Source organism: Mucilaginibacter sp. KACC 22063, assembly GCF_028736115.1.
Classification (GTDB): Bacteria; Bacteroidota; Bacteroidia; order Sphingobacteriales; family Sphingobacteriaceae; genus Mucilaginibacter.
In genome coordinates this window covers 3,628,106-3,643,605 of the sequence record NZ_CP117877.1, presented here as the reverse complement: position 1 = coordinate 3,643,605, position 15,500 = coordinate 3,628,106, and the positions used below count along the sequence as shown (strand labels likewise).

The 15,500-nt window shown below is 39.0% G+C and carries 16 protein-coding genes; all 16 read left to right on the top strand.

Annotation, left to right across the window (positions count from 1 at the left end; genetic code table 11):
- Nucleotides 1-60 precede the first annotated feature (60 nt).
- The 16 genes from PQ461_RS15745 (at nucleotide 61) to PQ461_RS15670 (ending at nucleotide 15,500) form a co-directional block, all read left to right on the top strand.
- Nucleotides 61-501, top strand: coding sequence for a type VI secretion system contractile sheath small subunit (locus PQ461_RS15745; RefSeq protein WP_274206488.1), 441 nt, complete (start codon nucleotides 61-63; stop codon nucleotides 499-501).
- A 21-nt stretch (nucleotides 502-522) separates the two neighbouring features.
- Complete coding sequence (locus tag PQ461_RS15740) at nucleotides 523-1,905, top strand: DUF5458 family protein (RefSeq protein ID WP_274206487.1); 1,383 nt, start codon at nucleotides 523-525, stop codon at nucleotides 1,903-1,905.
- A 119-nt stretch (nucleotides 1,906-2,024) separates the two neighbouring features.
- Nucleotides 2,025-2,582, top strand: coding sequence for an NAD(P)H-dependent oxidoreductase (locus PQ461_RS15735; RefSeq protein WP_274206486.1), 558 nt, complete (start codon nucleotides 2,025-2,027; stop codon nucleotides 2,580-2,582).
- Nucleotides 2,583-2,709: 127 nt separating this feature from the next.
- Complete coding sequence (gene tssD, locus PQ461_RS15730) at nucleotides 2,710-3,111, top strand: type VI secretion system tube protein TssD (RefSeq protein ID WP_274205572.1); 402 nt, start codon at nucleotides 2,710-2,712, stop codon at nucleotides 3,109-3,111.
- A 51-nt stretch (nucleotides 3,112-3,162) separates the two neighbouring features.
- Entirely contained in the window at nucleotides 3,163-3,555 is a 393-nt protein-coding gene (gene tssD, locus PQ461_RS15725) for a type VI secretion system tube protein TssD (RefSeq protein ID WP_274205573.1), read from the top strand.
- Nucleotides 3,556-3,583: 28 nt separating this feature from the next.
- A complete protein-coding gene (locus tag PQ461_RS15720) occupies nucleotides 3,584-4,525 on the top strand; it encodes a hypothetical protein (RefSeq protein WP_274206485.1) in 942 nt (313 codons plus the stop codon).
- 3 nt (nucleotides 4,526-4,528) lie between these two features.
- Nucleotides 4,529-5,119 carry a hypothetical protein gene (locus PQ461_RS15715; protein WP_274206484.1) on the top strand — a complete coding sequence of 197 codons (591 nt, stop codon included), beginning with the start codon at nucleotides 4,529-4,531 and terminating at the stop codon, nucleotides 5,117-5,119.
- A 61-nt stretch (nucleotides 5,120-5,180) separates the two neighbouring features.
- Nucleotides 5,181-5,735 (top strand): hypothetical protein, encoded by a 555-nt coding sequence (locus PQ461_RS15710; protein ID WP_274206483.1) that lies wholly within the window; start codon nucleotides 5,181-5,183, stop codon nucleotides 5,733-5,735.
- 15 nt (nucleotides 5,736-5,750) lie between these two features.
- A complete protein-coding gene (locus PQ461_RS15705; protein WP_274206482.1) occupies nucleotides 5,751-7,490 on the top strand; it encodes a type VI secretion system Vgr family protein in 1,740 nt (579 codons plus the stop codon).
- An 11-nt stretch (nucleotides 7,491-7,501) separates the two neighbouring features.
- On the top strand, nucleotides 7,502-8,455 hold the full coding sequence (locus PQ461_RS15700; protein ID WP_274206481.1) for a hypothetical protein: 954 nt from the start codon (nucleotides 7,502-7,504) through the stop codon (nucleotides 8,453-8,455).
- 8 nt (nucleotides 8,456-8,463) lie between these two features.
- On the top strand, nucleotides 8,464-9,906 hold the full coding sequence (locus PQ461_RS15695; protein ID WP_274206480.1) for a hypothetical protein: 1,443 nt from the start codon (nucleotides 8,464-8,466) through the stop codon (nucleotides 9,904-9,906).
- Between the two features lie 6 nt (nucleotides 9,907-9,912).
- Complete coding sequence (locus PQ461_RS15690; protein WP_274206479.1) at nucleotides 9,913-11,001, top strand: Imm5 family immunity protein; 1,089 nt, start codon at nucleotides 9,913-9,915, stop codon at nucleotides 10,999-11,001.
- Nucleotides 11,002-11,038: 37 nt separating this feature from the next.
- Entirely contained in the window at nucleotides 11,039-11,755 is a 717-nt protein-coding gene (locus PQ461_RS15685) for a PoNi-like cognate immunity protein (RefSeq protein WP_274206478.1), read from the top strand.
- A gap of 45 nt (nucleotides 11,756-11,800) precedes the next feature.
- A complete protein-coding gene (locus tag PQ461_RS15680) occupies nucleotides 11,801-12,508 on the top strand; it encodes a PoNe immunity protein domain-containing protein (RefSeq protein WP_274206477.1) in 708 nt (235 codons plus the stop codon).
- 42 nt (nucleotides 12,509-12,550) lie between these two features.
- Complete coding sequence (locus PQ461_RS15675) at nucleotides 12,551-13,372, top strand: hypothetical protein (protein WP_274206476.1); 822 nt, start codon at nucleotides 12,551-12,553, stop codon at nucleotides 13,370-13,372.
- A 286-nt stretch (nucleotides 13,373-13,658) separates the two neighbouring features.
- Nucleotides 13,659-15,500: a type VI secretion system Vgr family protein gene (locus tag PQ461_RS15670; RefSeq protein WP_274206475.1), complete on the top strand. Its 1,842-nt coding sequence runs from the start codon at nucleotides 13,659-13,661 to the stop codon at nucleotides 15,498-15,500.

The following is a 15,500-nucleotide window of genomic DNA, read 5'->3' as shown; positions in this document are numbered from 1 at the left end:
ACATATTAATTAAAATACAGTTAATTAACAATATTAGAAGCTACACAACATCTCTATACTATGTTTAACTATGAAATTGGAGGGAACGAACGTAAAGTTGATACCTCAGAAGCATTTGGTGAGATAGCTCCCAACAAAACCTTATTTATTCAGAAACTTACTGACAACGAGCCTTTGAGGCCGGAAAAAGTTGAAGGTTTAAAAACCGTTGAAGAAGTTTTTGAACATTACAAACCCAACGTTAACGTTGCGCTTGACAAGCAGGACGGATCAACCGTTACTGAAAATCTTAAGTTTAAAAACCTCGGAGATTTCAGTGTAAAAAGCCTTGTACAGCAAAGCAATTACCTGCGTAAACTTAACATTGAGCGCGAAATGTATTTAAGCATCATTAAGCAGCTTAAAACAAATAAAACGCTTAAAGCAACGCTTGATAATGAGGAAACAAGAGGTGCGTTTATTGATGCACTGAAAAATTTTGTAAAAGAGCTTGAACAGTAACCTAACCTAAACACCACTACCATGTCAACACAAAACGAACAATACGCAAATGATGCGACACAAGGTTACCAGCAAGCCGAAAGGCCGGCTGCAGAGCAGTTAACCTTAGCTCAAAGCCTTGAAAAACTTTCACGCGTTGGAGGTTTCGATCTGCTTGAAACAACAGTAGATGGCCTGCAGAACCTTAATCCTGAGCGTAAGGCACGTAAGCAAATCTTTTTAACAGATGATGAAAAGAAAGCTGAACGTGAAGAGTTAAAGCAAAAACTCAATCAGTGGATTGAGGCGCTTGAAACCGGTGGTTCTGTTAGCGAAATGATTGAGAAAAGCACAGAAAAACTGGAGTCGGCAGAAGAGAACCTGAATCAAAATATTAACACTGTGCTGCAAAGCACCCGCGAGCTGGAACAGGCTTACCGTTCACTGCATTTATTCTATAAAAATACAGAAAGCGATAAGCTGAAAAATGTGGTGGTTATGAATGCAGGCCTTGATCAGTTGAAAGAGCTGGATAACCCGCGTTTTATAGAATATGTTTCAGATGAGCTGAAGCAGAATTATGACCGCCTGGATCTTCGTCAAAACTATTCTATCATGGTAATACCAGGCTACCTTGGCTCAAACAAGGTGGTAGAGCGTTGGTCGAAAATAGCACATGAAAACAAAGTAATGCTTGTTACCGACTTTGCCGATCTTGATCAGCCGGATGACGTGATTGATCTATTTACCTCAGCCAACCTAACAGGTGGCGACGGATTTAAAGCAAATACCATCATGACCTGTAATTGGCTTGTTGGCCGTGGCAAAGTAGCCGAAGTTGGTGAAGAGGATGACCTGCATGTACCAGGCTCGGCAGCCTTGGCTGGTAAAATGTACCAGACGCTGATGTCGCAGGTAACGGCCGGTAAAAAACACGGTGCAGTAAACGAGGTTGATGGCGTGCGCTTTGATCTAAAAAAGAGCGAAATATCACACCTTGAGCGTATTGGTTTAGTCCCAATGGTTAACGAATATGGTAAGGTAATGGCTTTCTCGGCTAAAACCTTATTCAACGGCGATAACATCGGTTTACAAACTTATTCAGTTGTACGTGTATTCGATTATATCACCAAAGTATTGTTCGACTTTTTGAACAGACGTGCTTTTGAAAACTGGAACTCAAAAACAGAGCAGGACCTGCGTTCGCAGATCGTTAAGTTTTTGGATGGTATCCAGGGGCCTGACCGTTTAATCGAACGTTTTAAGATCTTACGTTTCGAGCGTGACGAAGTTCAGAAAGACAGAATACACCTGGATATTAACATCACCCCTTATTTCCCTGCTAAGAGCTTTGTTGTAAAGCTTGACGGACATAAAGGCGATGATGACAACGCTGTGTGGAATACAGAGTATAAAGCACAATAAAACATTTTTACGGCTTCATTGCTTAACATAGCAATGAAGCCGTATTTATATCATATAAACCCAGCTTTAACAATAAATTTATTTATTGTTAACTACACTGTTTATTTTTATCCCGAAAAATGAAACAGGTAGTTATCATAAATGCTGATTTTAATAAAGGCGAACCCACTCGGACGTTAATAGAAACCTATACAAAAGGTGCGCGCCAGGCGCAGGCTGTATTAAAAGAGATCATCATTGCTGATCTTAAATTTAATCCTAATAAGTTACTACCTTTTAGCGTAAACGAACCGGAACCCGATTTGCTGGATGCTATTGAGAAGATTAAATGGGCCAATCACATTGTTATCTTTTGTCCCGTTTATAAAGATTCTATCAACTTTAAAATAAAAGGTTTCTTCGATCGTATTTTTATGCCTGACCAGGTTTTTGTTGGCAGGTATGATAATTTTAGCGGACGCTCTGCCCGTATTATCTCTATACTTGATGAACCTTCCTGGAAAGACTGGCGTATTAATCAGCGACCAACCTACCTGGCTATTAAGCGCAGCGTATTAGAAAAGCGCAATGTTAATCCGGTACATACCAGTACCATTGGTTATTTTCAATCCCTTGATAATACCTATGCCAACAAGTGGCTAAAAAAGCTGCATGATTTTGGCGAAAAATTGATCTAAAAAAATAATTAAAGATTAATTTTTATTTCGACAAACAATATAATGATAGGTTTGTAGTTAAATGTAAGTAAGCTCAAAGGTGAGCTTAAGAAACTTTATTACATATTAACCTTTAAAATTTATCGTTATGGCTTTCAAAGCAAGATTAAATTTTTCGGGCAAAGAGTACGATGTGCTGAATTGCTCGTATGCCTTAAATCGCGATGTAGACTCCAAAGGACGCCCGTCTTCAGGAGTATATGGAGGCACCATTGACATCGAAGTAGAGTCAACAGAAGACACTTCGATCATCGAAGCGATGGTCAACAACCAGTACAAACCCGTTACCGGAACACTGCTGATCAAAAAATCAGAAGAAGATGCAAAAATGAAAGAACTGTCATTTGAAGACGGTTACATTGTGAAGTACTCGGAAGGGCTGGACATTACCGGCGAAACCCCGATGAGCTACAAATTCACTATTTCTGCACGTAAGCTGAAACTGGGCAATGCCGAACATGTGAACGACTGGCCAGGCCGCACCAATTAATTAAGGGGTGAATAAAGCACCCAATCGTATTACTTTCTAAATTTTACTACTATGGCTTTCAAAGCAAGAATCAATATAGGCTCAAAAGAATTTGATGTGCTGCAATGCAGCTATGCCCTAAGCAGGGACGTTGACGCTAAAGGCCGCCCTTCATCAGGCGTATACGGCGGTACGATCCAGGTTGAAGTAGAATCAACCGAAGATACCTCGGTGATCGAATCGATGGTGAACAACCAGTACAAACCACTGAACGGAACGATCACCTTCAAAAAGTCGGAAGAAGACGCCAAGATGAAGGAACTGACGTTTACAGAAGGTTACATCATCCAGTACAACGAAGGCTTATCGATTGTGGGTAATGCCCCAATGTCATTAAGCTTTGTGATCTCGGCCCGTACCTTAAAGATCGGCAATGCCGAACACGAGAACGACTGGCCGAAATAAAAAAACATTCCACTACTACCAAAACCTTATGGAGGAGATAGTTACTATCTCCTCCTTTTTCCCATTAGTCCTTATTATTATGCTTAGAAAGAAAAGGATAATTAAGCCGGGAGCTAAGACCACTACCAAGAAAAAGGTATCCGTAACCCCAACGGCTATGGAGTACATCAATCTTTTCAATACGTGTGTTATAAAAAAAGAAAAAATAGCACAGGTGGATAAGATCATTGATGATAAGATAGTAGCCAACCGGTCGCGATATGAACAAATTTCATTATTAGTACGTGGTGGTAATTCAAATAGCGGTTTGTTTGGAAATAATCCGCTGTTTCAGCCGTCCAATCCATTTTATAAATGGTTTACCCCAACATCACGCCTGCTGTCAGGCAGCCTGGTATCCAATAATTATATTTTAAAACAGCCTTCTTTTAAGCGTGGTGACGGATCTATTTTGCGGCAAAGCAACTTTACCGATAATTCAGATAAGTTCGGATTAAACCGCGATCCGTTTAGTGTGGGTTTCTTTAATAGCTCATCGGTTCCCTGGTACTTTATAGCATGCGTGCATTATATGGAGTGCGGCTTTAGTTTTAAAAAGCACCTGCACAACGGCGATCCGCTAACAGGCTATACCGTACACGTGCCTGCACACCGGCCCAAAGTAGGACATGCTCCACCCTTTACTTTTGAGGAAAGCGCAGTTGATGCTATTAAATTGATGAAGTATGACCAGGTAACCAATTGGAGCCTGCCTTACATATTGCTTAAACTTGAAGGTTATAATGGTTTTGGATATAATCGTAAGGGAATAAAATCACCTTATCTGTGGAGCTTCTCTAATCACTATACAAAGGGCAAGTATGTAAAAGACGGGGTCTTTGATGCAAATGCAGTTTCTACACAAATGGGTGCGGCAGTTATATTAAAAAGGATGGAAGAACGTGGCCTTATAACTATCCCCAGAAATTAGATTATGCAGTTAAACGCACACATATATCTTTTTGCCACGGCAATAATGCTGGGTAACAATGGGTGCGAAAGTAAACATGACAAAAGTATTACTGCTAAAATTAATGATGCAGATGTAAAAAAATCCCGTGAAACTACAGCCGGTTTAAGAGATGAACAGTTATTCCGGTCGTTTTTAAATGATTTTAAAAGAGCTATTAAAAATAAGGATACAGGTACTATCAATAAACTTACCTGTTTTCCAATACACAATCTGCATCCATGTTACTTGCCAACTGAAGGCGAAACACGCTCTACCGACACCATAGGAATAATGCCTGCCGCGTTTGGTAAGCTAAATAAACAGGTGTTTGATGATGAAACATCATGGTTAGCAGATATGCCGGCAGATAGCCTTTACTTGTATGAAAGCAAGAATGATAGCAAAGGGCTTCCGCTGGAAAATATTGCAGATCATAAAACATCCATTTATGAGTACAATGTAGTTTATGCCCGGGGAAAAACAGGCGGTAATAAAAGTTTATACTTTGGAAAAGTAAAAGGATTATATAAACTGATTTGGATTGAGTGCGACGGAAACGTAAACGGACATTAGCATTAGTAGTTAAATAGCCATGCAATTTAAAAAACATATATATCTTTTTGCAACAGCACTAATGCTGCAGATTATTTGCGGGTGTAATAACGAACCTGCGAAAGCTACCAATGCGCCTGTGCATAAGTCTGCTGTTGTAAATAGTGAAAGGGTAAAAACGACGGATGAGCAATTGTTCCGGTCGTTTTTGGCTGGCTTTAAACGTGCGGTTAAAGCAAATAATAAAACCATTTTGAAAGCGATGTTCTACTTTCCGTTGCAAACTAATCCGCAATGGTCAAACGAGGATCTGAAAAATAGCCACATAGATCCTAAAACAGGTTTAATTAATTCAGCAGAATTTGATAGTTATTACCAGGATATTTTTACCAAAGATGCCATAAGGCTTATTCCTGTCAGTAAAGAGGATGATCTTTCTGAAATAGATAAAACCACAACCGAAGATTATTATAAGACATTAATACCCCTAACCGATAAGGGAAGCACTTTGTATGAGCTAACAAAGCAATACACGCAAGACAATGGGCAGGAAACTTCTTTTGGCTTTGTATTCGGTAAAATAAAAGGAAGCTACAAAGTTATAAGTTATTACAGGCCCTGGCCATTAAAGGGCTAACCTAAACATTTAATTATGGAAACAAAGATTAAAATAGATATCAGCATTGAGGGTACACCTATTTTGCATTTCTCTTCATTTAACCTGGAACAGCGTTTTAATGAACATCAAACGTTTCAGCTTCGGTTTAATCACGATCAGATCGAGAATACCAATAAAGTAACCATTGAGAAATCCAAAGAATTTATTGGCAAAAATCTCACTGTTCAATTTGGCAGAGGGGAAGAAACTGAACATCAGTTTGTGGGAAAGATCACCCGCGTAGAAATAGCGCAAAGTCATGGTTTTCAAGGGGATATCGTAATTAGCGGTTATAGCCCGACCATACTCATAGACCGTGGGCCAGATTTGGGATCATATTTGAATAAAGACCTGAAAACGATCATTCAGCAGGCAACTGCCGATACCCCAAGTAATGACCTGAGTTTTAATATCAATCCATCATACACTTCACCGATAGATTATATTATCCAATATCGCGAAAGTGACTTTGATTTTATTAATCGCCTTTCGGCCGAGTACCACGAATGGTTTTATTATGACGGTGTAAAACTAAACTTCGGTAAACCATCAAAGCTGGATGAGGTTGCCCTTGTATATGGCCGAGATTTGCACAGTCTGCAATATGGCATGCAGATAGCCCCGCTTAAGTATAAAAAATTCTCTTACCATTCTCCTCAAGACCAACTGCTGGTGGCTCAGCCTGCCGATGCAAGCGGAAGTAACCCAGATCTGTCGCATGCGATATCGGCATCAAACCAGGTCTATAGCAAGCAGTATAACGAACCTTTGGACGTACGCGTAAATAATCAAAAGGAGATAGACACCTTTGTTAATGATGAGCATAAGGCCATTGTATCTGAATTGCTGAATATTATGGGCAACGGCGATAACCCGCAGGTTAAACTGGGCAGTATCGTAAGTATTAGTACCAGTATGCGTGCAGATACCGGTTTTGAAGTGCAGGATTTTGGGAAATTTCTGGTAACAGCCGTTTACCACCAGTTAGACGGTGTGGGTCACTATCAAAATACTTTTGAAGGTGTATCTGCCGACAGTGAGAAGTTAGCTGTGCGCAATGCCGAAAAACCCTTGCCCGATATGCAGTTAGCCACTGTGCTTGAAAATGACGACCCTAAAAAGCAGGGCAGGATAAAGGTACAGTTTAAATGGCAGTGTACCTGTAATGATCCTACTGAGTGGCTAAGAGTAGTAAGCCCTAATGCCGGCAGTGGTGATACCGGTAAAAACCGGGGCTTTCTGGTAGTGCCCGAGGTTGGCGACCAGGTGATCATTGCTTTTGAAGAAGGTAACATTGCGCGCCCTGTGGTAATGGGTAGCGTTTACCATAGCAATAATGTAGATAGCGGAGGTTTTACCAATAGTAACATCAAAGGCATGACATCACGAAAGGGGAGCCACCTCACTTTTGATGATGGTGCACATGCGCTAAGCCTTGCTACATCTGGTGCTAATATTGTTAATGTACATGAGCAGCAAGGGGCTATTCAGGCTACAGCAGCACAAACCATATCACACCAAACAGGGGATAACTTAATTACGATAAAAAATAAGGATGGGTCTATCACACTTAAATCAAAAACTACAATAGTTATCGAAACAGGGGATAGTTCTATAACCCTCAATACAGACGGTACCATTAGCATTAAGGGTAAAATATTTAATGTGGAAGCCGCAAATAATCATATTAAGGGAGAAAGCAAACTTGATGGCGGTAATGTATTTATCAACTAAACTTTAAAGCTATGTTCAATATTTTTAACGGCGAGAACGAAAAACAGCTCAGCATAAAGAGCAAGTTTACCGAGCGGTACAGGGTATTACAACATTCGGCCATTACTATGGGTAGCCTGGTAATAGATACCAGTAATGAATGCCGTTGGGATATAAGAGTGATAGACATTACAGAAAATTACTACCACATTGAGTTGTTGACATTAGATAATGTGCTAACTAATACTAACAATGAAAATATCAGGGAACTAAGCTTGTTAAATAATGCATTTAAGAAAATGTATAATGAGCTGAATTTCTTTGTAGACAAAAAAGGAACCTTAATAAAGCTGCTGAATCTGGATGTTATCAAAAGGAAATGGCAACAGGTGAAAGCCGAAATGCAGGCTATTCAGGATAAATATCCGAGCATTAATGGCCTCATTAACTTAAATGAGGAAATATTTGCGAGTGACGATAAGATATTAGAAGCAGTTAGAAATAATGAGTTTTTTGAAATATATTTCTATCAGTTCTGGGGAAGAAACATAAATGGCAATTCTTCTGCAATTAAGAAAAGCTTGTTTATGCAGGCAGAGGTAGACTGGCGCTATCAGCTGTCGCAAATAGATGCTCCTGATAATCACAGCCTCAGCTTAAACAGTACAGGTACGCCTGTACACCGCATTGATAGTACCTGGTTAACTAAAGCTTACGGAAGTTTTCCTATTACAACAGCCACTGATTTAAAGCCTGCCTTTGCAGAAACTGCAAACTACCTATTGGATAATGCTACAGGTAAAATATTAAAGGGGACAGTTATTAAAGAAGAGATAGCACATCCGCAGCTGTTACATTCAAAAGTAGAATTTATAATATTAGCTGATAGTTTTGAAAATGCTGATAAAACAGCGCGAGAACCAAATAACACACACAAAGAACCACACGTTAATAGTACCCCTGCCAGATCGTTTTTTGTTGATTAGATGTAGTTATGGGACAAAAGATAGCAACGGAAGAAGACTACTGGATGTGTACGCAAGGCATTATGCCTGCGCGTATGCAAAGTGTCCAACTTACGGTTAAACAGAAGGATGGTAAAAAGTATTTGTTAAAGACAGATACCGCTACTGCTTCTGTAGGCGATTTTGTTTGTAAATGGATGATGCTGATAATGGCAGCCATTGCAGCAATAGTAACCGTAGCAATAGTAGCCACAGGCGGTGCAGCATTGGGTGCCATTGTAGTGGCGGGTGCTATTGCCGGCGCAGCCGGTGCCGCAGTGGGCTCAATTGCAGGCGCACTTGTATGCGGGCAAAAAGCAGCATTGATCCGCACATGGACTGTTGAAAAAAATAACCTGGTAATAGGCGGCCAAAAAACGCTGACTACAGGCAGTGTAATGAAATGCCCTATTTTTGGGGCCGAAATAAGGCAGGCACCTAACGTTAAAAACTGGTGGCAGGCATTATTGGTTGGTGTTGGTAACTTTGGCACAACCGTAGTAGAAGGAGCGCTGGGCGGCGCACTCATTGGTACAATAGGCGCGTTATTTGCCGGTGCTGCAACTATTGCAGTGCCTACATTAGGTAGTATATGGGCAAATATAGCAGGTTCTTTTACGGGTATTGGTTTAGCCGTAAGAGGTGTATTTGGGGCAAACCAGGCCTCCAACGACTGGGCAACCGGAAGAGCCAATACAGCAAGTGATGCGGCACAAAGCTTTGGCGAAGGAGCAATACCCGAAGCAGGAAGTATTAAAAGAATAGCTACAGGGCAGGCACAACCAACCGATGCTTTATTATTGTTATACTTTTTGCACCTTAAAACACCGGTTAAAGAACCTCAGCCAAAAGAAGAGCCTGCAAAAGAGGATGAAGGAAAGACAAAAGACGAACCAGATGCTCAAGCACCAAAACCTGCAAATGAACCCGAAGCAGTTAAACCAGGTGAAGATGGTAAGGCATATGAAGAGGGTAACCTTGAAGGTAAAATTTCTGAATCACAAACTGCTAGAGACAGGGCTATAGATGAGTACAACCAGCTTGGAAAAAATTTTGAATCTAAAACGGTTGCTACTGATGGTATTAAAGCTGTCAGTGGTTGGAAAGAATCACCTGGTGGATATACAGATGTACCTCCTAAAAAAGTTAAATCTTATTCTGATGAAATCGGTCATTCTCCTAAAAAAGCAGGGGCAATGGATCAGATTAAACAAGGTGGATTTGATGGTAAGTATAATAGTTCGCATGCAGAGAAAAAGGTTCTTGTTAATAGTCCTAATGAACCTGTAGGAGTGTCAAGACCAATGTGTGTAGATTGCCAATCCTTTGCCCAAAAACAAGCTATTGCTACCGGCAAAGAAGTAATTGTTAGTGATCCAGAAGGCACACGTATTTTTAATCCTGATGGCACAGTAGAATTTATTCCAAAATAAAATTAAATGATACCTATAGAAAAAATCAACCATTATAAAGCAATCATTGAGGCTAACCCGATACATCATTTTGCAAGGGTTAGCAGAAATGAGTTTCTTGCCGGATTGGATAAGAAACAAGCGTTTATTTTAGTGCTTAACACCGCAATTAATACGTTTAACCAGGTCTATTCTATTCATATTGATGAAAAACGTATGGCCGATCTTGTTGATCTTTTAAAAGTATTTATAGCAGGTGCTAAAAGTAAGGAAGAAGTTCTTAAAGACCTTCACTTAATGCATACCTATCTTGAAAACAGATTGGGAGAAGATAATTTTGAATCCGTTTATTCAGGATTATCAATCGTTTTTGCAGGATATGAAATACTTAAAGACAGCTTAACTTCAAATCCTATAGACGAATTTAATGACGAACCGGAAAGCTGGTCTTCGTCCTTTTATGCTTCATTAGCATTTAATGGTGGAGCCGAGGATTTAGAGAACATTAATCCCCAAAAAAACAAACTTTTCTGGCTGGCTTTTTTAGATAATGGATCCAAAGAGAGCGATTCAACTGAACTTTTATCAATAAAAATTGCAAATGATTCTTTTAACTCGTCTAAAGAAATCCCACTTCGTAAACAAACGACAAACTTGACAGAGGAGGAAATAAAACTCAGAGAACCCATCAACTCTTTTTTTCTTGACCTGTTACAAAAAGAGCAATTTAGTGAACTAAAATTAGAATGTTATATAATAGCTAATCAATCTTCAAATGTTGCTTTTTACAAAAAATCTGCGTCGGCTAATTATGAGAAATACGATAATACGAAGCTGTATTTAATGTTAAAAAAGAACGATATAGTTAGCATATTACGTCAACTGCGTGAAGTAATGTATCAAAAGTCGCCTAATGAGGGTGCATGGTATCAATTAACTATTGTATTATCTCAAATAACAGCCCCTGTTTATCAGTTTAGCTATGATGACAAGTTGGAATTTTTTAATACCTGGATTGACGAGCAGGTTTTTGCAGAAGATTTTGTCATGCATAAAAGATCTGATGAGTATACACCTGGTTGGTTAGGAAATATAGTTAAGCTGTATTCTAAGTAAAATAGGCTCGAATACTTTGGTTTTTAATAAATTCTAAATGATAAATATAATTAGAGATAAAATTAAAGACGAAGCGTATTTCAATAACTATGTTGGTAGTACAACCGATAGAAAACGTAATTATATAACACGAATAGAAGGATTAGATGATCCTAAGCAGGGTTTTATAAACAGTAGTACTACACTTGACTTATTTTCAAGGAATATCTTAATTGCGAAATACTCACAAGGAGAAGATATAGAAAAGTTGATTGGTGATTTTAAAGAGTCTGTTAAATGGTTTGAGCTAACATACAATTCAACCGCATTCTATGTTCAAATGTTATGGATGCTATCAATCGGGATCCTATTAAAAATTGAACAAAGCGAATTTGATAAACTTGTTGAACTTGTTAAAAAGGATGATCCCAATGATTATATCATTGACTTTCTAATCAATTCAAGGTATAACTGGGGTAAGCAAAGTAGCGATGTGAAGTTTGAAACGCCCTATAAAGCACTTGTTGATGTAATAACCCTTGCTCAAACAGACAAACAGCGATCGGTAGAACGATTAAAACAATACCTTGACAAAGAATGGTATAAAGGGCATTCAGATGCAGGCTGGTACGACAGTCATAAAAACAAACATAATACTTATGCGGGTTACTGGTCATGGGAGAGCGGGGCGTTGGTAATTGTATTAGGCTTGGACGATAGCAGCTTAAAAGACCAGCAATACTATCCTTATGATATGGTGCATTGGAATAGGTAGTTTGAATAATGGGCACCCATATGCTAATAGGCATAAGCAAATCATATGTTAAGAGACAATTTAAAAGATGTAAATTATTTCGAAGAATATATTAACTATCAAACTGAAAGAATAAAAAAGTTTGAAGCCTTAGTGGGAAAAGTAATATTGGAAAAAGGAACAGAAGATCGAGGAGCATTAAATGGCTTATATTCTTTACAAAATTTTTATCTTGATGAAATTAAAGCTGGTTATTCTGCGGGTTTACCTATCAGCGATACTTTAAACTATTTCAGAGAATTTCTGAATATATCTTTCAAATTTAATAAAGGGTTAACCTATCGTTTGGTACTGGACTCGCTTAGTTTGTCAATACTTCTTCGGGTAGAACAAAGTGAATTTGATAAACTGGTTGAACTTGTTAAAAAGGATGATCCCAATGATTATATCATTGACTTTCTAATCAATTCAAGGTATAACTGGGGTAAACAAAGTAGCGATGTGAAGTTTGAAACTCCCTACAAAGCACTTGTTGATGTAATCACGCTTGCTCAAACAGACAAACAGCGATCGGTAGAACGACTAAAGCAATACCTTGATAAAGAATGGTATCAAGGCCATTCAGATGCAGGCTGGTACGACAGTCATAAAAACAAACATAATACTTATGCGGGTTACTGGTCATGGGAGAGCGGGGCATTGGTAATTGTATTAGGTCTGGACGATAGCAGCTTACAAGACCAGCAATATTATCCTTATGATATGGTGCATTGAAATAGGTAATTGCTTAGTGTTAAAAAGAATTTACACGACACATTGGAAAAACTTCTAAATTTATTAAACTTCGATGATGCTTTTCAAAACTTAGTTAGGGGAGAGATCAACATTCCCTATAATAATGGTGAGTATAATAACTTAGATAATTATTGGTACCCTCATCCGCCTGCATTGATTCCTCTTTTCGTAGGTCATGGAGCTTCTTATTACGGCGTCTTGAATCATTTCTTTTTCAAAAGGAGCAGAACATTTGTTGAATACGTTTTAGAAAACGGCTATTTCTCGGAAAAACAAAGGAATGAAAAGCAGTTTATTACCAAGCTGATTTTAGAACAAATTATGCTTAAAGAGGAGTTGACGGCTGAAACACAAAATTTTGCACAAAATTGTAATTATACAAATAGCAAGGATGTATTGGCATTTGCTGAGAATTACGGTGATGACCCAGAGCAATTTGATAAGTTAGTCTTCTTTAAAGATGATCTGCCCTTATATTACTGCGATAATCTCGAACAATACCAGGGTGATTTTCCTTCTTCTTGTGAAATATTTAACCCTAAGCAGATTACTAATTCCTGTTCATTTGAAATTGCTGCCAAAAGTTTTCTTAAAGGATTAGTTAACCTACCTCTGTGGTTAGAAACAGGAGCCGATCAGCAAAAGCTTTTTGAAGGTTATTTAGCTAATGATGATTTAAAAAGCGCGTGGCTAACACTTAATAGCACTGGTTGGTTTTTAATAGATGTCGCAAAAGGGTTAGAAAAACTGAAACTAAAAACACAAGACAGGCTGTTTCATTTAGTTGCTGATAATTGGATTGAAGGGTGGCGCAGATCCACTTTTTTAGAGGGTAACTACTAATTATAATTTCAATATTAAAAAACAGTAATAGATTCTCTCAATTTAGAGTTTAAGCTTGACCCAGGGATGGATTATTGATTTAAAGATATAAGCTTTATTACCGGGTTGTTTAATTATTACAGAAGGTCTATAAATACGCTTTTGTCATAAAAATCGTTAAAGCTTTACAGCGTGATCTGCCAGATAAACTGTATTAAATATAAACAATACATGCGGATGTGCTGTTAACTATCAGTTATAAATTATTCTAAACCGAACAAACAAGCCGTTCACAAATATTAAGCCGATGGAAAATAAGGTAATAACCAATATACAAATTGAAGGTACAACGGTAAGCCATTTCTCAAGTTTGGCGATAATGCAGCGTTTTAATGAGCATCATACTTTTGAACTGCATTTCAATTACGATCAGATGGAAAGCTTCGGTACGCTTTCGCTTGATAATTCTAAAGGATATGTGGGTAAAAACATTACCATTGAGTTTGGTAACGTACCAGGCATGGAACAGGTTTTTACCGGAAAGATCACTAAAGTAGAGTTTGTACACACCAACGGCTATCATGGCGAGTTGGTAATAAGTGGTTGTAGTCCGAGTATTTTGTTAGAGCGCGGCCCCGACCTGGGGTCATATCTTGGTAAAGACCTGCAGACCATTGTATCGCAGGCTACCGAAGATGCACCTTCAAATGATCTTAAAATAAAGAACAGGCCTGTTTACCAGGATACTATTGATTATATTATTCAATACCGGGAAAGCGATTTTCAGTTTCTTAACCGCCTTTCGGCAGAATACCACGAATGGTTTTACTATGATGGTACCCAACTAAATTTCGGTAAACCCGATAAACTGAAAGAAGTATCTTTAATATATGGCCGTAACCTGCAAACCATGCAGTATGGGCTGCAGGTGGCGCCGCTTAAATACACCAAGTTTGCTTATGACCCTAAACAGGATGAGCTGCTTACGTCGCAGCCGTCAGCTTCGGGTACAACGCCTGATCTGTCGCATGCTATAGAAGCATCTAACCAGATCTTCAGCAAAAATTACAACCAGCCTGTTGCCGTTAGGGTAAACTCAAAAAAAGACATCGACTACTTTGTAGATAATGAGCAAAAAGCAACTGTTTCAGAATTATTACGGCTTAACGGCAGCGGCGACGAGCCACAGGTTGCTTTAGGGGCGGTGCTGAATATCAGTACCAGTTTAAAGGGTTTGGTTGATTTTGAGCAACATGATTTTGGCAAGTTCCTGGTTACCTCTGTATACCACCAGATAGATGGGGTAGGCCATTACCATAATACCTTTGAAGCAGTAAATGCTGATACCGAGCGTTTGCCGGTAAAAGCAGTAACTAAGCCATTGGCAGATATGCAACTGGCAACAGTGCTTGATAATAACGACCCTGAAGCACAGGGCCGTATCAAGGTGCAGTTTAAATGGCAATGTACATCAAATGACCCTACAGAGTGGTTGCGTATTGTTTCGCCAACAGCAGGCAATGATGATCAGGGGCAAAACAACCGTGGGTTTATCGCTATTCCGGAAATTAACGACCAGGTACTGGTTGGTTTTGAAGAAGGAAACATTGCGCGCCCGGTTATAATGGGCAGCCTTTATCATAGTAATAATGGCGACAGCCAGCAGCAGGTGAACAATCATCTTAAAAGCATTGCTACCCGCAGTGGCCACCTGATTAGCTTTGACGACAGTGTAGAAACTCAGGGCATAATTGTTACCGACAGAAAAAACAATGTGATACGTATTGATACTAATGGCGATAACATTGTAATAACTGCAAACAATGATGTAAGTATTACTGCCGGTAATAATGTTAATGTAACCGCTACAGAAAACATGACGCTTACTGCCCGTAATCTTGACGTAATTGTACAGGAGAACATGAGCGTACAGGTGGGTAAAGAATTTACCCAAAGCGTAGGGCAGGATTACAGTCTTATTGCTGCCAACATTTCTAAAGCAGCCACCGGCAATATTACCACACACTCAGAAACGCATAGTCAGCAGGCCTCAAAAGAAGTTACTGTAAGTAGTACCGATGGTAATATAAACCATCATGCCAAAAAAGAAGTCAAATCTAATAGCGGCGAGAAAAGCTTATTATTTTAA